The following is a 21,785-nucleotide window of genomic DNA, read 5'->3' on the forward strand; positions in this document are numbered from 1 at the left end:
ATGCGAAATATCCGACAAAATCAATGAGAATCTTTTGGCTAAACGACCCTTTTTCTATTCTAATTAGAGAGATTCTGCTAGTATTGCTTTGTAAATGTCTGGAGGAAGGGTGTTATTTGTGAATAAGCAAACACGCCAAAGTTTGATTAAAGAAATCATTCAAACAACCGTAATTCATAGTCAAAATGAGTTGTTAAGAGAATTAAAAAAGCGCGAGATAAATGTCGCACAAGCAACGATTTCACGGGATTTATGGGAATTAAAAGTCGTCAAAGCATTAGATGAGTCTGGCGAGATGCGGTTAACGATTTTTGAACAATTCACTTCTTTAGAAGAACGAAAAAAAGAACAGTTGATACAAGCAATTCGTGAGGTAGTGACCAAAGTTGAACGTGTCGCCTTTTTACTATTGGTTCATACATTACCAGACAACGCAACATTGTTTTCAGCTGTACTTGATGAAGTGTCTTTGTGTGAAAAGAAATGTTCTGTCGCTGGCTTCGACACTGTTATTATTGTTTCATCATCCGAGGAAAAAGCACAAGAACTAGAGCAGTATTTTCAACAATTTATTCAGCCAACACCTTTGTCAAAAAGTAACGCATAAAAGGAAGGGAGCCAGAAGTCGTTTTGACTTCTGGCTCCCTTCCTTTTACCTCTATAAGATTATAACTTTATGAAGTGTGTGGAGAAATAATTTTTTTTGAATAAATGCATTTTTTTTTATTTAATTATGCATTATTTTTTTAGAATATCTATGAAAGCGCATTCTTTTAGGCTGGAAATATGCATAAGAAAGAATACCGTTGTATATTTGGTATTTTGTTTGGCAAATGGCTCACGTCCTAGGTTAATCAGGTCTGTTATTCTGTGTTTGTAATTAAGTTGAGGAGGTTATTTCACATGAGTCATCCAATTAATGTATTTTCTGAAATCGGGAAATTGAAAACAGTGATGTTACATCGTCCAGGTAAGGAATTAGAAAATTTAATGCCAGATTATCTGGAGAGACTGTTGTTTGATGATATTCCGTTTTTAGAAAAAGCACAAGCAGAACATGATGCATTTGCAGAGTTGTTACGATCAAAAGATATCGAAGTGGTCTATTTAGAGGACTTAGCTGCTGAAGCGTTGATTAATGAAGAGGTCCGCCGACAATTTATTGACCAATTCTTAGAAGAAGCCAATATTCGCAGTGAATCAGCAAAAGAAAAAGTTAGAGAGTTAATGTTAGAAATTGACGACAACGAAGAACTGATTCAAAAAGCGATTGCTGGCATTCAAAAACAAGAATTACCTAAATATGAGCAAGAATTTTTAACAGATATGGTTGAAGCGGATTATCCATTCATTATTGATCCAATGCCTAACTTATACTTCACGCGTGATAACTTTGCGACAATGGGGCACGGGATTTCTTTAAATCATATGTATTCAGTAACTCGACAACGGGAAACCATTTTTGGGCAATACATTTTTGATTATCATCCTCGTTTTGCTGGAAAAGAGGTTCCTAGAGTCTATGATCGTTCAGAATCAACCAGAATTGAAGGTGGCGATGAATTAATTCTTTCAAAAGAAGTAGTGGCCATTGGGATTTCTCAAAGAACGGATGCCGCGTCAATTGAAAAAATTGCGAGAAATATTTTTGAACAAAAATTAGGGTTCAAAAATATCTTGGCTTTTGATATCGGTGAACATCGTAAATTCATGCATTTAGATACCGTTTTTACCATGATTGACTATGATAAATTTACGATTCATCCAGAAATCGAAGGTGGTTTGGTTGTTTACTCAATCACTGAAAAAGCAGATGGAGACATCCAAATTACAAAAGAAAAAGATACATTAGATAACATTTTATGCAAATACTTGCATTTAGACAATGTTCAATTAATCCGTTGCGGTGCTGGAAATTTAACAGCAGCAGCCCGTGAACAATGGAACGACGGTTCAAATACATTAGCAATTGCCCCTGGGGAAGTTGTTGTTTACGATCGGAATACGATTACGAATAAAGCGCTAGAAGAAGCAGGCGTGAAATTGAATTACATTCCAGGAAGTGAACTAGTACGTGGCCGTGGTGGCCCTCGTTGTATGAGTATGCCACTTTACCGTGAAGATCTTTAAAAAAACACCCAAAAATAGGAGGAATCATCATGAATTCAGTATTTCAAGGACGTAGTTTATTAGCAGAAAAAGATTTTTCAAGAGCAGAATTAGAGTATTTGGTAGACTTCAGTATTCACTTAAAAGAATTGAAGAAAAAAGGGATTCCACATCACTATTTAGAAGGAAAAAATATCGCTCTTTTATTTGAAAAAACTTCGACACGGACACGCTCTGCATTCACGACAGCAGCGATTGATTTAGGGGCACATCCTGAGTATTTAGGCGCCAACGATATTCAATTAGGTAAAAAAGAATCTGTTGAAGATACAGCGATTGTTTTAGGTAGTATGTTTGACGGGATTGAGTTCCGTGGGTTTAGTCAAGAAGTAGTGGAAGATTTAGCGAAATATTCTGGTGTTCCTGTTTGGAATGGTTTAACGGATCAATGGCATCCAACACAAATGATTGCGGACTTTATGACAGTGAAAGAAAACTTTGGTCGTTTAGAAGGAATCACTTTAGTATATGTCGGCGATGGCCGTAACAACATGGCAAACAGCTTGTTAGTGACAGGTGCTATTTTAGGCGTAAATGTTCGCATTTGTGCACCAAAAGAATTGTTCCCTTCTGATGAAGTCGTTAATTATGCAAAAGAATTTGCGAAAGAATCTGGTGCAGAATTAATGATTACAGACGACGTTGCTAAAGGTGTTAAAGGAGCCAACGTGTTATATACAGACGTTTGGGTGTCCATGGGTGAAGAAGATAAATTTGAAGAACGTGTCAATCTGTTGAAACCTTATCAAATTAATATGGCTATGTTAGAAAAAACCGAAAACATGGATGGCGATTTAATCGTATTACACTGTTTGCCAGCCTTTCATGATACGAAAACACAATACGGTGAAATGGTTGCTGAAAAATTTGGCATTACTGAAATGGAAATTACGGATGAAGTCTTCCGCAGTAAATATGGTCGTCAATTTGAAGAAGCAGAAAACAGAATGCATTCTATTAAAGCGATCATGGCAGCTACTTTAGGCAACTTATTCATTCCTCGTGTGTAGGAAGCAACTGAAAAAACATTGAAAAAAGAATAGTTGTTTCGCCCTTTAAGAGATTCTTTTGAAGGGCGGCCTATTCTTTATTATGATAGGAAAGAAGGATTTGTAATGGGGAAAAAAATGGTCGTTGCACTAGGCGGAAATGCCATCCTTTCAAATGATGCTAGCGCACACGCACAACAGCAAGCATTAGTTCAAACATCTGCCTATTTAGTTCATTTAATTAAACAAGGGCATCGGTTGATTGTTTCACATGGCAATGGTCCACAAGTCGGTAATCTATTATTGCAACAACAAGCAGCTGATTCTGAAAAAAATCCAGCGATGCCGCTAGATACGTGTGTTGCTATGACACAAGGAAGTATCGGCTACTGGTTGTCCAATGCGCTTAATCAAGAATTAAACAAAGCAGGAATCAAGAAACAAGTGGCTACTGTTTTAACACAGGTGGTCGTAGATCCAGCAGATGAGGCATTCAAAAATCCAACAAAACCGATCGGTCCATTTTTAACAGAAGCTGAAGCCAAAGAAGCAATGCAAGCAGGTGCTATTTTTAAAGAAGATGCAGGACGTGGCTGGCGCAAAGTCGTTCCAAGTCCTAAGCCAATTGACATCCACGAGGCTGAGACTATTAATACCTTAATAAAAAATGATATAATTACCATTTCATGTGGTGGTGGTGGCATCCCTGTCGTAGGACAAGAATTAAAAGGTGTCGAAGCAGTAATCGATAAAGATTTTGCTTCTGAAAAACTGGCAGAATTAGTGGATGCGGATGCACTAGTTATTTTAACTGGCGTGGATTATGTGTGTATTAATTATGGCAAACCAGATGAAAAACAATTAACCAATGTCACTGTAGCAGAGTTGGAAGAATACAAACAAGCGGGTCATTTTGCACCAGGTAGTATGTTACCGAAAATTGAAGCCGCCATTCAGTTTGTAGAAAGCCAACCCAATAAACAAGCAATTATCACTTCTTTGGAAAACTTAGGAAGTATGAGCGGCGATGAAATCGTAGGAACGGTTGTGACAAAATAAAGTATAGTATTTAGGAGAATTAAGATGATGATAGAGAAAATAATCACTAAAAATAATCAAGATTTTCAATACTTTTCTGAATCAGAACTAACAGAATTGCGCAACGAGAGTTTCGTTCGCTCCTATAAAAAAGGCCAAGTCCTTTTTTATCCAGGTGATCCGAGAAATCATTTAATTTTATTGGTTTCAGGTGTCATTAAAATTGAAAAAAATGATCGCAGTGGTAATTTTTCCTATCTGCATTTTATGAAAAAGCAGGCTCTTTTTCCGAGAATCGGACTGTTTCAAGATGAGGTTCATTACGACTCCGCGATTGCCTATACGGATATTGAGGTTGTGTTTGTGCCAGTTAAACTGTTTGAGCGTTTTCTCCAAAATAATCCCCAGCAATTGATTCATTGGATTCAAGAACAATCGGTCCTTTTAAAAGAAAGCATGATCAAAATCCAAAAAGGAACAACCAATGATGCATGTGAACGGATTGTGACATCACTGGCGATGTTATTAAATGATTTAGGAGAACGAATTGACAACAGGGAACGCGTTGCAATTACTTGTCCAATTACCATTAATGACATTGCACGGATGAGTGGAACTACGCGGGAAACAGCAAGCAGTGTTATGAAAAAATTAGTCCAAATGAACCGTATTAGCTACAGTCATAAATTCTTAACTTTTCTAGATACGCCATTCTTTATTGATCGATTGAGTAATTAATCATAGAGAAGGGAGATACAGGAAAGTAGGTTCCTGTATAAAAGGATATGGCAGAAAAAAAGAAGAAAAACAAAAAACAGCTTTCGTCTTTTAGTATTTTATTTATTATTTTAATTGTTTTAGGTATCGTAACGGTCTTGCTAAATGGCCAGCCATTTACCCCAAGAGAAATTGATGGCAAAATGGTTGACCACGTGGTAGGGGCCAAATTATCGGATATTATCATGGCTCCATTCAATGGGTTTAAAGATGCCATTGAAATTAATATTTTTATTTTAGTACTCGGTGGCTTTTTAAATATTGTGACACAAACTGGGGCTCTTGAAGCAGGGATTCAATCAGTCGTTAAAAAGTTAAAAGGGAACGAATTGAAAATCATTCCGATTTTAATGATTTTATTTTCTATTGGTGGTTCGACTTATGGAATGGCAGAAGAAACAATTCCTTTTTATGGTTTATTGAGTGCCACCATGGTCGCCGCTGGTTTTGATACGTTTGTCGCAGTGGGTACTGTACTATTGGGTGCAGGATCAGGTGTTATCGGTTCAACGGTTAACCCTTTCTCCACAGGGGTAGCGATGGATGCGTTGCGAGGTATTGGCATTCAGCCGAATACAGGAATTATTTTAATTGTCGGTGCTATTTTGTGGGCGGCCTCTACTAGCTATTCTATTTTCATTGTGATGCGTTATGCGAAAAAAGTGAAGGCGGACAAAGGTTCAACAATTTTATCTTTACAAGAACAAGAGGATATGGAAAAAACGTATGGACAAGCAGCGTCGAAAGAAATGCCATTTACGAATCGTCATAAAAAAATCTTAATGGTATTCGCTTTCTGTTTTGTCATTATGATTGTTTCCTTAATTCCATGGAACGACTTTGGAGTGACGATTTTCAAAGGCTGGACGTCTGTTTTAACAGGCAACAATTTCGGTGACTGGTACTTTGGCGACTTAGCGATGTGGTTCTTCCTTTTAGGGATCATTGCTGCCTTGATTGGTCGCTTTACTGAAAAAGAAACCATTGAAGCATTTATCGACGGTGCCAAAGATATGTTATCCGTTGTTTTAATTATCGTAGTTGCTCGCGGGGCATCTGTTTTGATGTCTAAAACGTATTTAGATTCATTTATCCTTGATAAAGCGGCAGGCTTATTACAAGGACTCTCCCCAGTCTTATTTGTCATCGGTGCCTTTGTTTTATACTTAGGTTTATCTTTCCTAATTCCTTCAACTTCTGGTTTAGCGTACGTTTCTATTCCTGTAATGGGTGCGTTAGCTAAAAACATTGGTTTAAGTCCAGAAGTGATGGTTATGATTTTTGCTTCAGGTTGTGGCTTGATTAATTTGATCACGCCAACATCTGGTGTCGTAATGGGTGGTTTGGAAATTTCCAAAGTTCAATATGCCACTTGGACAAAATTCATGGCCAAACCAATGATTGTCTTAGGCTTAATTAACCTAATTATCTTAATTGGCGCGATGTTACTCTTTAGCTAATCAAAAATTTTTTATGTTAGGGCTTCGGCTTTCGGAAAAAAGAAGAAGCAATGAAACAACAGCGACTACCTAAAAGTAGTCGCTGTTGTTTCATTTTGATAGTTGTTGAATTAACAATCTTGCGACAGCGCGGACAGAAAAAGGATTTTGCCCAGTGATTATACGGCCATCTTGATACGCAAATTCTTTATAGGGACGCTTTTTCGCAAAAGTAGCACCATGTTCTTTGGCAATTGTTTCGTTTAAGAAAGGAACAACTGCTTTTTTCATGGCTAAAATTTCTTCTGCAGTAGTGAAGCCAGTAATGGTTTTATCTGCAATCAAATAATTTCCTGACGCATCTTTGACATTTAAAAGACCAGCAATTCCGTGACAAACAGAAGTTAGGTACTTGCCCTGTTCGTAAAGGCTACGAGTGATTGCTTGCAACTGAGGATTATCAGGAAAGTCCCACATAACGCCATGGCCTCCTGTAAAGTAAATCGCTGCGTATTCATCTGGATCAATTTCTTCAAGAGAGAGGGAATGCGCTAGCGCTCGTTCTTGAAAATCGGCACTTTCATAAACCGCCATAATGGATGAATCTACATATTTCATACTCCGGGGATCCAAAGGGACATAGCCTCCTTGGGGACTAACATAGTCAACTGAAAATCCTGCTTTGGTTACTTCTTCCACGAACTCCGTGGCTTCACCTAGCCAGAGGCCCGTTGGTTCTTCGGTGCCGTGATAACGGGAGACGTTTGTGAGGACCACGAGAATTTTTTTCATGCTTGCTTCCTCCCTGGCATAATCGACGTAATGTGGGTCAATAGTTGTTGGAGTTGCTCAATTTTGGTGGTATCGTGAGAAAGTGAGTAATAATTTTTAGTTCCTTCACTGCGACAATCAATTAATTTGGCTTGTTTCAAAATTTTTAAGTGGTGAGAAACAGCGGGACGTGAGAGTTGTGTCGCCTCTGTTAACTCAGTGACACGACGGCCAACACAGGCCTGGTCTTCTAACAGTGCAATAATAATTGCTTGGCGTTTTTCATCACCCAATGCGATTAAAAAATCACTAAGCGCAGTAAATTCTGTTTGAATTTCTTCTAATTCTTTCATATTCTTTCGCCTCTTTGGTTCGTATTTTTAAACGATTAAACCATTTTTCGTGTTTTTTGTCAATAAAATACGCTGAGGGCTGAAACTTGACGTGGATCCCATTTTTCGTTAAGATACTAATTGATTAAAGGTTTAAACTTTTAAACCAATAAAAGGGATAGAAAGAGAGGAAAGATTCAATGATGAAAGCCGCTTTAATTCATAAATACGGACAAAAAGAATTAGCAATCGAGGAGGTGCCCTTACCCACCATTCATGACAACGATGTTTTGGTCAAAATTATCGCTGCCAGTATCAACCCGATTGATTTAAAAACAAAAGATGGCAAAGTAAAGATGCTTTTAAATTATCAAATGCCACTGATTTTAGGCAGTGATTTTGCTGGGATTGTTGTCTCTGTTGGAAAAAAAGTTCAAAATTTTAGGCTGGGCGATGCAGTTTACGGGCGAGTACCCAAAAATCGCGTGGGAACTTTTGCTGAATATATTGCAGTGGATCAAGCGGCTGTAGCTATGAAGCCGAAAAATTTAACGTTTGAAGAAGCTGCGGCCATTCCGTTAGTCGGTTTGACAAGTTATCAAGCGCTACATGATATTATGAATGTACAGCCAGGCCAGAAAGTCCTGATTCAAGCAGGTTCAGGAGGGATTGGAACCATTGCGATTCAATTAGCAAAACTAGCAGGCGCTTACGTTGTCACCACAACGAGTAGTAAAAATAAAGAATGGGTTCAAGCGTTGGGAGCAGATGAAGTGATTGACTATCGGACACAAAATTTTGAAGAAGTTTTATCCGACTATGATTATGTGTTTGATACAATGGGGGGGACAATCTTAGAAAAAGCTTTCTCAGTGGTTAAACCTCAGGGAAAAGTTGTTACATTGTCAGGCATTCCCAACGAACGTTTTGCTAAAGAGTATGGCTTGCCGCTTTGGAAACAATGGGCCTTTAAAATAGCTACCCGCAAGATTCATCGATTGGAGCAAGACACAGATGTTAGTTATCATTTTTTGTTTATGCGTCCCGATGGCGAGCAATTAGCTTTACTCACTGAGTTCATTGAACAGGGAAAATTACAGCCGATAATTGACCGAGTCATACCTTTTAGCCAAATTCAAGAAGCGGTGGACTATTCACTGACAGGACGAGCGCAAGGGAAAATTGTTGTGAAAATCGCCGATGTTAATCACGACTAAGTAAAGGAAACTTGCAAGAAAAATAGGCCCATTTTTCTTGCAAGTCTCAAAGTTTACCATTTAAACGCCGCCTAACGAAAGTGATTTTAGGCGGGAAAAGATTTTTATAGAAAATCCTCATTTTTCCAGTTTCTATTTTGCAAATTCGTTATTTTTTGTTATTCTATTGATGGTTGTGTATGCGTTTTCTTTTTAGGCGGATACACAAAAATGAACGGAGTGCAGAAAGGAATGGTGTTCAAAGTGGGGAACAATTTATCGACAAGAAAAGGAGAAAACAGAGAAACAATTGTCAGTTGGATGGGTCTTTCGTTATTGGTTGGCTTGGCGTTTATCTTATTTAGTCTGTTTCATCAACCAATGATCAGCCAAGCCAATGAGCCGACCCAAGAGAAACATTTTATGGTTTATTATCGGGCTTGGCGTGACAAAACGATGCAAGGAGTTAATACAACATTGCCAGATGAAAATTGGCTAACGATGCACGATATTCCTTATGGTATTGACATTGTGAATGTCTTTAGTTATGTGCCAAAAGGACAAGAAGCACTTGCACAGCCATTTTATGATACGTTAAAAAATGAGTATGCGCCAGCACTGCATGCACGAGGTGTTCGTTTAGTTCGTGGGATTGATTACAGCGAGCTATTAAAAGTTCCTTACGCAGGAACAACGCCTACAGAAGCAGAATTTGATGCTTATGCGAAAGAGTTGTTAACCAAATTTGTCGATGATTTAGGAATTGATGGGTTAGATATTGACATGGAAACTCGTCCAAGTGAAAAAGATATTGTTCTATCTAATGGTGTCATTCGTGCATTATCAAAATACATTGGACCGAAGTCGGGAACGGATCGTCCATTTTTGTATGATACCAATGCAGAATATTTACCACCTTTACAAGATGTCAGTGACTGTTTCGATTTTCTCGCGTATCAACAGTATGGTAGCGATGACCAACGCACGCAACGAGCATTAAATAATTTAAGTCCGGTTCTCAATGGGGAACGATTTGTTCCAGGATTAACTTTCCCAGAAGAGCAAGATCGCAACCGCTGGTATGACACAAAAGAGCCGTATATGGAAAGTAACATGTATAAAGTAGCTCGTTATTCTTATGAAAATAATTTAGGGGGCATGTTCCTCTATGCCTTAGATCGCGATGGTCGCACCTATAATGAAGACGATTTAAATCAGATAAAACCTTCTAATTTACTTTGGACAAAAACGGCCATTGCAGAGAGTAAAGGCGTTTCTCTTGCAGAGATGAAAGCGGCTGCGCAACACTATTTAAAACGAATTAGCTACGCCAACACAGACCTTGAAGCACAAAATAAAGCCGCAGAAGCAGTGACACAAGCAACAACGCTTTATGATGTGAATAAAGCTATTTTAGGTGGCGATTATGGCCAAGGGCTTTCAAATACCTATGATGCTGAATTAGAAAACGGCCTGTTAGCCATTGACTTAACCACTTTATATCGTGCGTTGGATCAAGCAGTTGCAGCCATTGAAAAGGCAGAAAGCTATACACCAGAAACGATTCAAGCACTACAAACAACAAAAGAGACAGTCGCAACAGAACTTGCGGGAAAAACGTATACAGCCGCGCAAGTGACTACTTGGCAAACGGAGGTCCAAACAGCTTTGGATAATTTAAAAGAGAAACAAACACAACCTTTAAAAAGTGTCTTTTCCATTGATGCGGGAAGAAAATATTTTTCCGTGGAGCAACTGGAAGAATTAGTGGCCAAAGCCAGTCAAAATGGGTACACAGATGTCCAATTAATTTTAGGAAATGATGGCTTACGGTTTATCTTGGATGATATGTCGGTCAATGTGAATGGTAAAAAATACAACCACAACCGGGTTTCAAAAGCAATCCAACGAGGCAACAACGCGTATTACAATGATCCTAATGGCAACGCGTTAACACAAAAAGAAATGGATCGGTTGTTGGCTTTTGCGAAAGCGCGCAACATCAACATCATTCCCGTGATTAACAGTCCAGGACATATGGATGCCTTGTTAGTGGCCATGGAAAAACTAGCGATTAAAAATCCTGCTTTTGATGGCTCAAAACGAACAGTAGATTTAGGAAACCAAAAGGCAGTGAATTTCACAAAGGCGATTATCAGTAAGTACGTGGCTTATTTTTCCGCGCATAGTGAAATTTTCAATTTTGGTGGCGATGAGTATGCAAATGATGTCGACACAGGCGGTTGGGCGAAACTGCAATCTTCTGGGCGCTACAAGGATTTTGTCGCTTATGCGAATGATTTAGCTAAAATAATTAAAGATGCGGGCATGCAGCCAATGAGCTTTAATGATGGCATTTATTACAACAGCGACGATTCTTTCGGTACATTTGACCCAGAGATTATTATTTCTTATTGGACAGCCGGTTGGAGCGGATATGACGTAGCCAAACCTGAGTACTTTGTTCAAAAAGGACACAAAATTTTTAATACCAATGATGCGTGGTATTGGGTCGCTGGCAATGTTGATTCTGGCATTTATCAATATGATGATGCTTTAGCAAATATGTCGAAAAAAGCATTTACAGATGTGCCAGCAGGTAGCCCGAATCTTCCAATTATTGGAAGTATTCAATGTGTTTGGTATGATGACCCTCGTCGTGACTATGATTTTGAACGAATTTATACGCTAATGGATACGTTCTCGGAAAATTATCGTGAGTATATGGTGGTTAAATAAAACTAGTTAAAGCTAACGAGTTATCTATAAAGACTGATCCTGGGACAAAAATCACTTTGGATTTTTGTCCCAGGATCAAAACCTGATAAACGGCGGGAACAGAACCAACTCCTTCGGAAATAAGCCGAAATTCTCCAAAAATTAAAGAGCAATTTTCGGAAATTTCTTCTTATTTCTCGGAGCTAAACGGTTCTTTCCCGACCTCAGCCTTCTTTAACGGAAGAAGATTTGTTTGAGGGCCAACAATCAATTTAGGAATGCCTTATTGAAATGTTCCTGTTCTTATTGTAGACTGAAAGAAGTGGTGGTGGAAAGCTATCACCATTAATAGAAAAGCAGGAAAATAAAAAGGATCTTGTTGGAAGTTTAATGCTTGGAAATGTAAGCGGAATCATTTTTGTTGGAATGCTAAAAAAGGGAGTAGAGTTATGAGTAATGAAAATATCGTCTTAGCAAGAAATACAGAGCGTGCACCAAAGCATCCTCTCGCAGCCCAAACAGTCGCATTTTCCCACTATAATCATTTGTCGGCACAGTTACCTATTGAGCCAACCTCTGGACAATTGGTAGAAGGTGACATTCGGGCCCAAGCGACACAATGTTTGAAAAATATCCAAGCGGTTGTTGAAAGTATTAACCATGTGATGAGTGACATTGTCAGAATGACCATTTTTGTCAAAGATATGCGGGATGCTGCCGCAGTTGAGGAGGTCTATGCGGCCTTCTTTACCCATTATTATCCAGCTAAAACAGTGGTTGCCGTCGCAGATTTGCCGTTAGGCGCTTCTGTTCAAATGGAGGCACTTGTTTCAAATGGGGAAGGAACTATCCCTAATGCACCTCAAGCTGGGGATTTAATTAAATTAACAAATCAGACTGTTCAGGCACCAATTGATGCTCTAGCCAGTCAAACGGTCGCGTTTTCTCACTATAACAATCTGTCTGCACAATTGCCTATAGATCCTCAAACGGGCAGAGTTGTGGCTGGCTGTGTTAAAACGCAAACAAGACAATGTTTGAAAAACATAAAAGCCATTTTAACCAGTATTGATGTGCCTTTTGATGATATTGTGAAGGTCAATATTTATTTAAAAGATTTATCTAAGCTAGAAGCTGTCAATCAAGTATATGCCGCTTTTTTCCCAGATTCAGGAATTGCGCGTACGGTCAATTACATGCCAGCACGAACAGTGATTGCTGTTGCTGATTTACCAATGGGCGCGGCGGTGCAAGTAGAAGCGGTGGTTTCTCATGGGGATGGTACGCCACCACAAGCGATTGAAGATCGACATGGATTAATTATTGAAGCAAATAATACAGATCACGCACCGAAGTGTCCATTTTCGACACAAACTGTTGCTTTTTCTCATTACAACCATCTATCAGCTCAGCTACCATTGGACCCTAAAACAAATGCGTTAGTCGCTGGCGGAATCAAGGAACAAACGACGCAATGTTTAGAAAACATCAAAGCGATTATTGAAAGTGTGGATCACAGCTTAGCTGATCTGGTGAAAGTGAACATTTTTGTGAAAGAGATTGAAGAGCTGGCGGCAGTAGATGACGTCTACCAAACGTACTTCCCTGAAGGCACGCCTGCCAGAAGAGTGATTGGTGTGACGGATTTACCAAAAGGTGCCCAGATTCAAATCGAAGCGATTGCTGGGAACGCAGAAGGTACGCCACCAATTGGCTAAACAGTAAAATAAACAAACGTCAGCTGGCTTCTGAAGCCAGCTGACGTTTTTAGTATTTAGATAAATCAGTAAAGTAAGCTAGTTGCCATTTTTGTGTTTTTTTCGCGGTTTGATTAAGATTTTGGCACCAAGAAGGATAAAAACGGGACGCCATTTTGCCTTTTTGTTGATGCGTTTTGAGAATTTTTTGTTGGATTAAACATTCTTTCGGCAGAAGAAAGAGACCTTGCTTTTCCTGATCGTCAATGACAATTGCTAACATTTCAGGGGCTTCCGTAGCATCAAAGGCTTCGTTCTGATTTTGTTGATTTTTTTCCCAGAAGGCTGCAAAATAGCCTTCTTTTTTCGGCGTTTTTTTGGCTAAGCGACTGCGGATAAGTTGTTGCGATTCATTAACTTGACATAAAAAGCCTTCATATTCGGCATTTTGTTTTTCTTCGGAAAGCAGGGTGATCGCGCCCACTGCTTTTTCAAGTATTGGCAATGAATTCATAGGGAATGTCCTTTCTTTTCGTTTAATGTCGGTAAGAGTTCTTGGATAATGGTTAATCCTTTCGCCAATACCTCAAGCTGATTGGAGACCAAGGAAATTCGTAAAAAAGCATCTGGCTGATTTTGCACAGTAAAGCGGCTCGAGTGAAAAAGACGTACCCCATTTTGGAGAAATTCTTGTTCAATTTGCGGCGCCGTTTTTTCGGTAGAAAGGGGAATAGTTCGGTAGTACGGCAAAGGATTGCTAGGTCTAGCTAACCCAAAAATGGTATCAAATAAGTCATTGGCTTGTTTTGTTAAAGCCAATTTTTCTATCACTAATTCTTCTGCAACTGGTGAGCGTAAGACTTGGGTGACAATTTCAGCATCAAAGCCAGAAGTTTTAACGTTAATGTTAAAAATCGCACGCTCTATTTCTTGGCGAAGAAGCGGAGGGAAAACAAGGTACGCAATGCGTAAGCCTGTACAGACAAACTTTGTCATCCCCGCTAAGTAAATCGTTTGTTGAGGTAAGAGTTCTTGAAACGTTGGTAAAACTGCTTGCTGTGCATAAGTTGTTAAAAAAGAATGAATGTCATCTTCAATTACCCATAAGTGTTCTTGCTGAATGATTTCAGCTAAAGTCATTCGGCGGGCGCTAGACATTTGGAAACCAATCGGGTTATTACATGCGGGCATTAAGAAAATACCGTGTATTTTTTTCTTTTTGCATTCTTGCAGTAAATGCTCTGGGTCCATCCCCTCGGAATCATAGCCAATCGGGACGATTTCTAAATGATAAAGCTGGGCGAGTTCAATAAAATTTGAATACGTGTATCGATCTACGGCAATCCGCTGACCTGGAGAAAAAGCGGCGGCTAACGTCACGGCCAGCCCATTCTGGACACCAGATACAATGGCAACCTCTTCGGCATTGGTTCGAACGCCTTGTGTCTGAAGCCATTCGGCAGCGGTTGCTCGTTGAAAGTGCGTACCTAAAGGATCGCGATAATTTAGCAAACTGTTAAGGGCCGCATTTTTACTAACGGATTCAATAAAAGGTAAAATCCGCTGATTACACATATCAAAGGAACTAACCAGCCCTAAATCAATTAGATGGTCCGCTACTTGGTTGGTAGAGATTGTAATTGAGTGAAACGCGTTGGGAGAAACGAAAGTGCCGCTACCGATGTTGGTATAAAGTAAGCCTTTTTCCATAGCGTGTTTATAGGCTTGACCAATCGTCGTGAAATTCAGATCCAAGTAATCAGCTAATTCTCTTTGCGAAGGCAATTTCACATTTTTTTGAAGTGCACCAGATAAGATATCCGCTTCTAATTGTTGAACCAATGATTGGTAATAAGGTCTTGTTAAACGTTCTTTAACAGGGCGCCATGACAACGCATAGTTCTCATAGGAATTAATCGGCATGAGGGGAACTTCCTTTCTATAAAATTGTATTCCATACAATTATAACATTGAGTGTATTGTTTGTCTGGTTTATGATAGCGCAAAGGGAGGAATTCAGATGGACATTATTTCTTATGAGAGGGTTATTCAACAATTGTCGTTTTCCGAAGCAATTCAAGTGATGAAACGTTGCTTTGCAGAGTTGCAAAAAGGAAAAATTTCGCAAAGTGAGCGCCATGTAGAGGTTTTACCAGATGGGGAAAATCAGAATCTTTTTGCATTAATGCCTGCTTACTTAGGAAAAAATCGCTTTTTTGGGGCAAAAATCATTACAGCTTTTCCAGAAAATCCACAAAAAAATTTGGCCTCGCATCTTGGTCAAATTTTATTGTTTGATAGTTCTACTGGAAGACCAGTCGCGATGATGGACGCCAATGCGATTACGTGGCTTCGCACGGCAGCTGTTTCTGCTTTGGCAACCGATTATTTAGCAGCTCCAAAGGCAAAAAGTATCGCTTTGATTGGTGCAGGTCAACAAGCTTCATCTCATCTCGCAGCGCTACAAAGCGTTCGGGCGATTGAAAAGGTTTTTATATATGACCGCACAGCAGAACGTGCACGAAAATTAATCGCTAAGCAACAGCACAATTACCCCGAATGTACCTTTATTGGTTGTTCTTCTGTCCAAGAAGCCGTCCAGGAAGCGGAAATTATCTGTACACTAACTTCCAGTCAGGACGCATTTTTAGAAGAAAAAGACGTTTTGCCGAATGCCCATATCAATGCAATTGGTACATTCACGCCGACTTCCAGAGAATTAACAAGCGACCTTGTTAAAAACAGTCAAGTGTTTGTAGATGAGTACGCGGCTGCATTAAAAGAAAGCGGGGATCTTTTAATTCCGATTTCAGAAGGTGCCTTTTCAGCTGAAAAAATTGTAGGTTCTCTCGGCGAATTAGTCACTGGCAAAGTTAAACTAAAGGCGGAGCAGAAAGACCGCACGATTTTTGATGCGGTTGGCTTAGCAGTTGAGGATTTGTGTTGCGCGGAATACATTTATCAAAAAATACAAGGAGAGAAATAAAATGAGTTACCCCTATTATATTGTCGATGCTTTTGCGGAGGAAGTTTTTAAAGGCAATCCCGCCGCTGTTTATGTTTTGGAAAAGTGGTTGCCAGAAGCGGTGATGCAAAACATTGCGATTGAAAATAATTTGTCAGAGACTGCTTTTACGGTCAAGGAGGGACAAAGTTACGCCCTGCGCTGGTTTACGCCGGAACGAGAAATCGATCTCTGCGGGCATGCTACATTAGCGACGGCTTTTGTGTTATTTAACTATTATTCCGTTGCGGAAGAAACGCTTCATTTTACTAGTCAAAGTGGACCGCTCGCAGTGACCAAAAAAGAGGAATACTATTATCTAGATTTTCCTTATATCCTACCGGAAAGGATTCCAATTTTGCCAGAGTATGAAGCCGCTTTAGGCACGAAAATTTATGAAGCTTATTTGGGTCGCGATTTATTTTTTGTCTTAAAAGACGAAGAGACAGTGGCAAAAATCACACCAGATTTTTCTGCATTAAAAGCATTGGATTTAGGAGTAGGAGTCATTGTAACGGCACCAGGAGACTCGGTGGATTTTGTTTCACGGACTTTTTTCCCGAAACTAAGAATTAACGAAGATCCAGTTTGTGGTTCTGCGCACGCCAATTTAATTCCTTATTGGGGAAAACGGCTCAATCAAACGACCCTTTCCGCCTATCAAGTGTCCCCAAGAGGCGGCTTTTTAACTTGTGAAGTGAAAGAAAATCGAGTCATTATTGGTGGTACTGCTAAACTATTTGCAAAAGGGGAAGCGTACTTGCCTGTATAAAAAGTACACCGACCGCTAGCAATTCGTCGTTAGCGGTCGGTGTACTTTTTAAATAGAATAGTTGCGAGAAACAAAGGGGACTTCTTCACCATTTTCGAGCTGATTTAGATACAAAGCTAACATGAAAAAGTAACCTGAGAGTAAGTTGACTACATCATACAGCTGCGGATCAATTTTTTTACCACCATAGTCCATGCGATAAAGTAAACGAACAATATCTTTGGCTTTGGCTCTTAAAATGTGTGCATAAGAGGAACAGATTGTGCCCATCGGTAAAACAAAAGGACGATTTTCTTCGTATGTCAGTTCATTCATAGCATTGACACGTTCCAAAAGCCAGGCTATTTCGTCCTCTGTGACTGTTAATTTTGTTCGGGTCGTTGGATTGACATGGTAGATTAACTCGCAAATTTTAGCTAGTTCTTCTGTTAGTGCAGGCTGTTCAGGGACGTCTAATTGTTGCACATATCCTCGTAGAAGACCTGTCATCGAGGCCAATTCATCAGTCATTAATTCAAAATCACATCGTAAATCTTCTGGTTTAGAAGATAGATACGGGTACGCTTCATACGGACTGCGGTACATTTTTTCCATTCAATTTCCCTACTTTCTAAAAATAAAAAGCCCTCAAAAAGAATGCACGAAAGCCAATCTTTTTGAGCGCCGTTGCTCGACTGTTCACAGTACACCATTGTACTTGCTAAGGTAATCATAGCCAAGAGTGAAGGGAGAGTCAAGGGGGGAATCAAGGTTGGAGAAAGAAAATGAAGCTAAGAATTACCAGAAGTAAACCAATCAATAAACTGACAAGACCAGAAAGTTGACCTAATCGTTGTTGGGTAGAAGAAGGCTGGTCGGTAACAGTGAGCAAACTTGAGAAAAAGTTCATTTTTTTCACGAGTATTAAATACGCAACAATAAGCAAAAGAATACCCGAAAAAAGGTACGAAAGGGGCTCAGAAATAAATTTTTGGGCACGAAGTAAAAAAATTCCTATGAAGAGGACAACAAAACCATACTTAAGAAAAGTTGCTTTTGACATGTTGAAATCGCTTCCTTTTAATTGATGAATTTTATTAATAGCCACTATTCTTATGATTAAATTATAGGACTTTGAGGGCGGTGGAGCAAAGGAAAAATGGAGAATGGTGGGAGGAAAGTGTGACCAATAAAAAATAAACATAATATAAAACCTATTATATAGGCATTTCTATGGGGAATTATTCTTGCTCAAAAATAATTGAATTCAATATAATGTACAACTATTGATTCTGTAGGATTTTAAGTAACTTGTGTTTAATTAAAACCAGAACAATTTTAAAAGACTGTTAACTGTTATCAGAAGAGGTGAATTAGATTTTAAAAAAATCCTCTAATTTCTCTATTTCAGAATTATAAGTATCAATATTCTGATTTTTGATTTTAATAAAACTAGGTACAAATTCAACGTCATATTGTTTTCTAATATTCTGTATATCAAGGTTAGTTTCGGTATTTTCTGTATCAATATAGAAAATTGTAGGACTTTGTGAATTTAATAATTTATTAAGCTCTGCAACAAAACTTCTACAATATGGACAAGTAACACGTCCAAAATAAACGAAAATAGTTTCTTTATCAGAAACTTCTTTCAATTTTTCTGTAAACTCAACAGGTGACACCAAATTTAATGATATTGTATTGTTTTTATAAGCTTCTTTTTGTTTTGGGTTTAAAACTTCTACAGAACTAATAGGAAAAACAGCAGACTCAGTTGTGACATTATTACTGTTGGTACAACCTGCTAATGATAATCCTGTATTAATAAGCAAAAGCATCGGGAAAATAACTTTTTTCAATTTTTGTCACCTCCACATAAAATGGTTTTAATAATCATAATTTTATGATATTATTAATTTATCATATTAAAGGAGGTAGTGCAATGTTAAGGGTTGTAAAAGTTTTTTCGGTATTTATTTTGGTAGCTGCTAGTTTGTTAGGTTTGTCACAATTGGGGTTTGCAGAAACTAAAGAAGATGGTGGGCTTACTCAGAAAGAGAAGCAAACTGCTGAGATTGTATTAAGTGGAGTATCTCGTTATGTTGATGAAAATGGAGAGTTTCAGTTAAGAATTAATGACATTGATAATCTGCAATTGGAATTGGAAGCAGTAAATGCTTCTGTTTCTGTGGAGGAATTGAAAGAAGCTATTGATCGTTTTAATTATTTGATTGTTGCAGAAAATGGAGAAGGAACAATTACTAATTTAGTAGATGATGTTTCTGATGTTTTACCAACCCCTAATTCAAATCCAAGATTAAGAGGGAAATTAATTACATGTAGCAATGTCATGGGTGCTATTGGTCTTATTCACGGTGGTTCATATTCAGCTGCAGCATATCTTTTGGGTATTACTGGGCCAGCATCTTTACTTATTCCACTAATCATTTCCACAGCATATTATTTAGGTGGGTTACTTTGTTAATCAAGGAGGAATTAAAAGAAGTGAGAAGATTAGGGAAACATTTTCTTATAGTTTTTTCTATGTTGAGTATTATATTCACGGCAACAGTATTTCAAGGTGTCCAAACAATTTGGATTCCTATAGTTTTCTTGTTAATTACTATATGTACAATTTACGCTAATGTGTCTTTGGCCAACTTTGCTCTGAAAAAAAACGTTTTCCGCAAAGAAAACGTAGTTTTTAGCACGTTAGCCTTGATACAAGTAGCTTTCACATTATTTTTATATATGATTTTCGCTTATGTAGGCTTATCTTAATAAGTAAACAGAGAGTTGTAGTGAGTCCACAAAAAGAATGAAAGTCTTTTGTTGACGGAAAACAATCGGCTGGTAAAATCGATTGCTAAACAAGATATTTATGATTTAAAGAATTATTTGGAACAGTTAACTTCTTTGAAAGATCCTTAGACAACGTCACATGGAATCCTGGCTGGATACCTTCTACTTACTATACAAAAATGATACATGGGCAACAATGGTAGATGGCGGAGAATTAATGACTCATTATTACTCTTGTTTAAAAGCTGAAGCATTTAGTGACAGACGAGCTTCAGGTTCGTTTTCTAGTAGCTATACTTTTACATCGGGGCATTTGCTTACAGCTTTAAGAGGAGTGAGCTATACGGTTTCCTATAGAAGACAAGCGAATGGAAATTATTGGACACAAGTAAAAATTACAGATATTTTCGACTTCAAATGGGAACAGAATGGCTATGATAACAATTTTGGTGTAGGTTTTGGAAATAACTATGCCTATGCGATACAACGTGTTGAGTATATAAAACCGTTTAAAATTGAAATCGTGAGAGAAATTTCGAGATAATAATTAAAAAAGATTCAGTGGGTTCTTTTCTGGATCTTTTTTAATTTTAAAAAGGCGCTAAGGATGAAAAAAGGAAAAGCTGAAAATTGTAATTGTCTGCCTAATTTTAAATTTATAGCAAATTCATTTAGTATACGATTTTTTTTCATATGTCATATTAGTGGTATCGATGGGGATAAAATTGTTCCGATTATAAGTGCGATAATTCCAAATAGAAACATCATTTTAGGATTGATTATTTTAGAGGATTTCATCATAAGTATTCCTTTAATTATTGTAATTATATGATAACAGAAGAAGGTTCTGATGAAAAGTTTAAATAGGGGACTGGCAATAATCTGTTATTTCTCCTTGTTAGTACTTTGTGTCTGATGAGCTATTTCTATTTTGGTAGCTCTAAGATCGAAGTCTAGATTTGATTAATACGGAAGAAAAGTAGTTGAATAGTAAAAAAGGGTAAGTTTAATATTGATAATATTTACTCTCAAATTTCAACCTTACCCTATATTAAAGGAAGAAAGAAGATTTTAGAAATATTGGTAATGTACTATTGGCAAAAAAGTATTTCTCCAGTAAGTGATGAACTCTGTGAAGACTATATGAAGCAAGCATGTGATTCTATATGAAAATAGAAGAATATATTAAACTTAGGAAAAAACATGATGGCTTTGATGAAACACACTGGAAAAATAAAGATGAAAATATCCATAAATTGATAGACTATATATTTGATTACTATAAGTTTTTGGAAGAAGATCAAAGTTCAAAGAAAAGCCAAACGAAAGAGTTAAGGCGAAATGTTAATTACCAATACGAAATTGAATTATACAGCGAAGACACTCAAAGATGGCTCTTAAATATTTTCACAAAATATGATGTTAAAATGAACCGGCAAATAACTAAAATACTTGATAGTACGGATTTTTTTCTGTTGATTTCAGACATAAAGGATTGGGAAAGATTGTCATATGATTTGTATACAAAAATAACTGGAAAATACAAGATTCTGAGTGATTACCCATTGGAGTTGTTAGCTTTTGCTAAAGATTACTATAAAATATGTGATAAAAATTGTGGACTATCAATCTCGCAATATAAACTATCACAAAAATCCAAAAAGTATATTAAAGACATTTATTCAGATTACGGGATTAACTTAGTTGCATGGGCTAAATTTTACTTGGAATATTTTTATAGTAGTGTGGTACTATGGCCGCCTTCTCATAGAATTATGATAGAAGAAGATGGAAAGAAAAATATCAATATAATTTAAATGTGACTAGAAATGTCTTTAACATAGGCAGTGTACTAGATAAAATCTCTGAAGAAAATGGTGCTTCTGAGCAATTGAAAAAGAATAAAAAAGTATTAGTAGAGTTAATGAAAGAGATAAATGCTGTACACCATATGGATGAAAAAGAATTCTAAGCTATACAAAAATTCCCTGCCAAGTATTATCTTAGCAGGGGGTTATTTTTGGTAAGAAACCAGATCTTTTTTTATGAAAATCAAACATTTCATGAGTTAAAAAATGTTGATTTATTGGATTAACAACTAT

General features: G+C 37.8%; 21 protein-coding genes. 14 read left to right on the forward strand and 7 right to left on the reverse strand.

Translation table 11 applies throughout. From position 1 onward, the window contains the following. Positions 1–94 precede the first annotated feature (94 nt). The 6 genes from IGL37_RS00435 (at position 95) to IGL37_RS00460 (ending at position 6,433) form a co-directional block, all read left to right on the forward strand. Positions 95–607, forward strand: coding sequence for an arginine repressor (locus tag IGL37_RS00435; RefSeq protein ID WP_002392583.1), 513 nt, complete (start codon positions 95–97; stop codon positions 605–607). A gap of 296 nt (positions 608–903) precedes the next feature. Next, a complete protein-coding gene (arcA, locus tag IGL37_RS00440) occupies positions 904–2,130 on the forward strand; it encodes an arginine deiminase (RefSeq protein ID WP_002356129.1) in 1,227 nt (408 codons plus the stop codon). 26 nt (positions 2,131–2,156) lie between these two features. After that, complete coding sequence (gene argF / locus IGL37_RS00445) at positions 2,157–3,179, forward strand: ornithine carbamoyltransferase (protein ID WP_161299076.1); 1,023 nt, start codon at positions 2,157–2,159, stop codon at positions 3,177–3,179. Between the two features lie 105 nt (positions 3,180–3,284). Next, positions 3,285–4,217, forward strand: a complete 933-nt coding sequence (gene arcC, locus IGL37_RS00450) for a carbamate kinase (RefSeq protein ID WP_002356132.1) — start codon at positions 3,285–3,287, stop codon at positions 4,215–4,217. A 24-nt stretch (positions 4,218–4,241) separates the two neighbouring features. Beyond that, positions 4,242–4,934, forward strand: coding sequence for a Crp/Fnr family transcriptional regulator (locus IGL37_RS00455; RefSeq protein ID WP_002356133.1), 693 nt, complete (start codon positions 4,242–4,244; stop codon positions 4,932–4,934). A gap of 47 nt (positions 4,935–4,981) precedes the next feature. Next, a complete protein-coding gene (locus IGL37_RS00460) occupies positions 4,982–6,433 on the forward strand; it encodes a YfcC family protein (RefSeq protein WP_033918152.1) in 1,452 nt (483 codons plus the stop codon). Positions 6,434–6,523: 90 nt separating this feature from the next. On the opposite strand, the gene IGL37_RS00465 is transcribed toward IGL37_RS00460, so the two are convergent. Both IGL37_RS00465 and IGL37_RS00470 read right to left on the reverse strand, forming a co-directional pair. Next, on the reverse strand, positions 6,524–7,204 hold the full coding sequence (locus IGL37_RS00465) for a type 1 glutamine amidotransferase domain-containing protein (protein ID WP_002367611.1): 681 nt from the start codon (positions 7,202–7,204) through the stop codon (positions 6,524–6,526). After that, positions 7,201–7,536, reverse strand: a complete 336-nt coding sequence (locus IGL37_RS00470) for an ArsR/SmtB family transcription factor (protein WP_002356136.1) — start codon at positions 7,534–7,536, stop codon at positions 7,201–7,203. Before IGL37_RS00470 ends, IGL37_RS00465 begins: the two co-directional genes overlap by 4 nt. Before the next feature lie 179 nt (positions 7,537–7,715). On the opposite strand from IGL37_RS00470, the gene IGL37_RS00475 reads away from it, so the two are divergent. The 3 genes from IGL37_RS00475 to IGL37_RS00485 all read left to right on the forward strand — a co-directional run bounded on the left by IGL37_RS00475 (position 7,716) and on the right by IGL37_RS00485 (position 13,147). Beyond that, complete coding sequence (locus IGL37_RS00475) at positions 7,716–8,732, forward strand: NADP-dependent oxidoreductase (RefSeq protein WP_033918151.1); 1,017 nt, start codon at positions 7,716–7,718, stop codon at positions 8,730–8,732. A 210-nt stretch (positions 8,733–8,942) separates the two neighbouring features. Next, complete coding sequence (locus IGL37_RS00480; RefSeq protein WP_033918150.1) at positions 8,943–11,450, forward strand: EndoS/ChiA family endoglycosidase; 2,508 nt, start codon at positions 8,943–8,945, stop codon at positions 11,448–11,450. Between the two features lie 428 nt (positions 11,451–11,878). Continuing rightward, entirely contained in the window at positions 11,879–13,147 is a 1,269-nt protein-coding gene (locus tag IGL37_RS00485) for a RidA family protein (RefSeq protein WP_033918149.1), read from the forward strand. 49 nt (positions 13,148–13,196) lie between these two features. Here IGL37_RS00485 and IGL37_RS00490 read toward each other — a convergent pair whose 3' ends face one another. Continuing rightward, on the reverse strand, positions 13,197–13,640 hold the full coding sequence (locus tag IGL37_RS00490) for a MepB family protein (protein WP_033918148.1): 444 nt from the start codon (positions 13,638–13,640) through the stop codon (positions 13,197–13,199). Further along, positions 13,637–15,049: a PLP-dependent aminotransferase family protein gene (locus tag IGL37_RS00495; protein ID WP_033918147.1), complete on the reverse strand. Its 1,413-nt coding sequence runs from the start codon at positions 15,047–15,049 to the stop codon at positions 13,637–13,639. The genes IGL37_RS00490 and IGL37_RS00495 overlap by 4 nt, the downstream gene beginning before the upstream one ends. Before the next feature lie 97 nt (positions 15,050–15,146). Here IGL37_RS00495 and IGL37_RS00500 point away from each other — a divergent pair, with 97 nt between their 5' ends. After that, complete coding sequence (locus tag IGL37_RS00500) at positions 15,147–16,112, forward strand: ornithine cyclodeaminase family protein (RefSeq protein WP_002408186.1); 966 nt, start codon at positions 15,147–15,149, stop codon at positions 16,110–16,112. Between the two features lies 1 nt (position 16,113). Further along, entirely contained in the window at positions 16,114–16,902 is a 789-nt protein-coding gene (locus tag IGL37_RS00505; protein WP_002410409.1) for a PhzF family phenazine biosynthesis protein, read from the forward strand. A gap of 48 nt (positions 16,903–16,950) precedes the next feature. On the opposite strand, the gene IGL37_RS00510 is transcribed toward IGL37_RS00505, so the two are convergent. The 3 genes from IGL37_RS00510 to IGL37_RS00520 all read right to left on the reverse strand — a co-directional run bounded on the left by IGL37_RS00510 (position 16,951) and on the right by IGL37_RS00520 (position 18,740). After that, positions 16,951–17,496: an ATP:cob(I)alamin adenosyltransferase gene (locus IGL37_RS00510; RefSeq protein ID WP_002387479.1), complete on the reverse strand. Its 546-nt coding sequence runs from the start codon at positions 17,494–17,496 to the stop codon at positions 16,951–16,953. Positions 17,497–17,647: 151 nt separating this feature from the next. After that, positions 17,648–17,989, reverse strand: coding sequence for a hypothetical protein (locus IGL37_RS00515; RefSeq protein WP_016622153.1), 342 nt, complete (start codon positions 17,987–17,989; stop codon positions 17,648–17,650). A 265-nt stretch (positions 17,990–18,254) separates the two neighbouring features. After that, a complete protein-coding gene (locus IGL37_RS00520; RefSeq protein WP_025193790.1) occupies positions 18,255–18,740 on the reverse strand; it encodes a thioredoxin domain-containing protein in 486 nt (161 codons plus the stop codon). Between the two features lie 83 nt (positions 18,741–18,823). Here IGL37_RS00520 and IGL37_RS00525 point away from each other — a divergent pair, with 83 nt between their 5' ends. The 3 genes from IGL37_RS00525 to IGL37_RS00535 all read left to right on the forward strand — a co-directional run bounded on the left by IGL37_RS00525 (position 18,824) and on the right by IGL37_RS00535 (position 21,500). After that, the gene (locus IGL37_RS00525) at positions 18,824–19,366 is read left to right on the forward strand and encodes a hypothetical protein (protein ID WP_025193791.1); all 543 of its coding nucleotides are present in this window, start codon (positions 18,824–18,826) and stop codon (positions 19,364–19,366) included. 456 nt (positions 19,367–19,822) lie between these two features. After that, positions 19,823–20,227, forward strand: coding sequence for a hypothetical protein (locus IGL37_RS00530; RefSeq protein WP_016626265.1), 405 nt, complete (start codon positions 19,823–19,825; stop codon positions 20,225–20,227). A 622-nt stretch (positions 20,228–20,849) separates the two neighbouring features. Continuing rightward, a complete protein-coding gene (locus IGL37_RS00535; protein ID WP_016626267.1) occupies positions 20,850–21,500 on the forward strand; it encodes a hypothetical protein in 651 nt (216 codons plus the stop codon). Positions 21,501–21,785: the final 285 nt, after the last annotated feature.

This window comes from Enterococcus sp. AZ119, from assembly GCF_050546175.1.
In the GTDB taxonomy this organism is placed as follows: domain Bacteria; phylum Bacillota; class Bacilli; order Lactobacillales; family Enterococcaceae; genus Enterococcus; species Enterococcus faecalis.

Excerpts from the sequence above, each read along its gene's own strand:
- IGL37_RS00465 (WP_002367611.1), bottom strand. The coding sequence starts at position 7,204 with ATGAAAAAAATTCTCGTGGTCCTCACAAACGTCTCCCGTTATCACGGC.
- IGL37_RS00495 (WP_033918147.1), bottom strand. The coding sequence starts at position 15,049 with ATGCCGATTAATTCCTATGAGAACTATGCGTTGTCATGGCGCCCTGTT.
- IGL37_RS00480 (WP_033918150.1), top strand. The coding sequence starts at position 8,943 with ATGAACGGAGTGCAGAAAGGAATGGTGTTCAAAGTGGGGAACAATTTA.
- IGL37_RS00475 (WP_033918151.1), top strand. The coding sequence starts at position 7,716 with ATGATGAAAGCCGCTTTAATTCATAAATACGGACAAAAAGAATTAGCA.
- IGL37_RS00485 (WP_033918149.1), top strand. The coding sequence starts at position 11,879 with ATGAGTAATGAAAATATCGTCTTAGCAAGAAATACAGAGCGTGCACCA.
- IGL37_RS00500 (WP_002408186.1), top strand. The coding sequence starts at position 15,147 with ATGGACATTATTTCTTATGAGAGGGTTATTCAACAATTGTCGTTTTCC.
- IGL37_RS00460 (WP_033918152.1), top strand. The coding sequence starts at position 4,982 with ATGGCAGAAAAAAAGAAGAAAAACAAAAAACAGCTTTCGTCTTTTAGT.
- IGL37_RS00505 (WP_002410409.1), top strand. The coding sequence starts at position 16,114 with ATGAGTTACCCCTATTATATTGTCGATGCTTTTGCGGAGGAAGTTTTT.
- IGL37_RS00535 (WP_016626267.1), top strand. The coding sequence starts at position 20,850 with ATGAAAATAGAAGAATATATTAAACTTAGGAAAAAACATGATGGCTTT.
- IGL37_RS00510 (WP_002387479.1), bottom strand. The coding sequence starts at position 17,496 with ATGGAAAAAATGTACCGCAGTCCGTATGAAGCGTACCCGTATCTATCT.
- IGL37_RS00530 (WP_016626265.1), top strand. The coding sequence starts at position 19,823 with ATGGAATCCTGGCTGGATACCTTCTACTTACTATACAAAAATGATACA.
- IGL37_RS00470 (WP_002356136.1), bottom strand. The coding sequence starts at position 7,536 with ATGAAAGAATTAGAAGAAATTCAAACAGAATTTACTGCGCTTAGTGAT.
- IGL37_RS00525 (WP_025193791.1), top strand. The coding sequence starts at position 18,824 with ATGTTAAGGGTTGTAAAAGTTTTTTCGGTATTTATTTTGGTAGCTGCT.
- IGL37_RS00455 (WP_002356133.1), top strand. The coding sequence starts at position 4,242 with ATGATGATAGAGAAAATAATCACTAAAAATAATCAAGATTTTCAATAC.
- arcA (WP_002356129.1), top strand. The coding sequence starts at position 904 with ATGAGTCATCCAATTAATGTATTTTCTGAAATCGGGAAATTGAAAACA.
- IGL37_RS00490 (WP_033918148.1), bottom strand. The coding sequence starts at position 13,640 with ATGAATTCATTGCCAATACTTGAAAAAGCAGTGGGCGCGATCACCCTG.
- arcC (WP_002356132.1), top strand. The coding sequence starts at position 3,285 with ATGGGGAAAAAAATGGTCGTTGCACTAGGCGGAAATGCCATCCTTTCA.
- IGL37_RS00435 (WP_002392583.1), top strand. The coding sequence starts at position 95 with ATGTCTGGAGGAAGGGTGTTATTTGTGAATAAGCAAACACGCCAAAGT.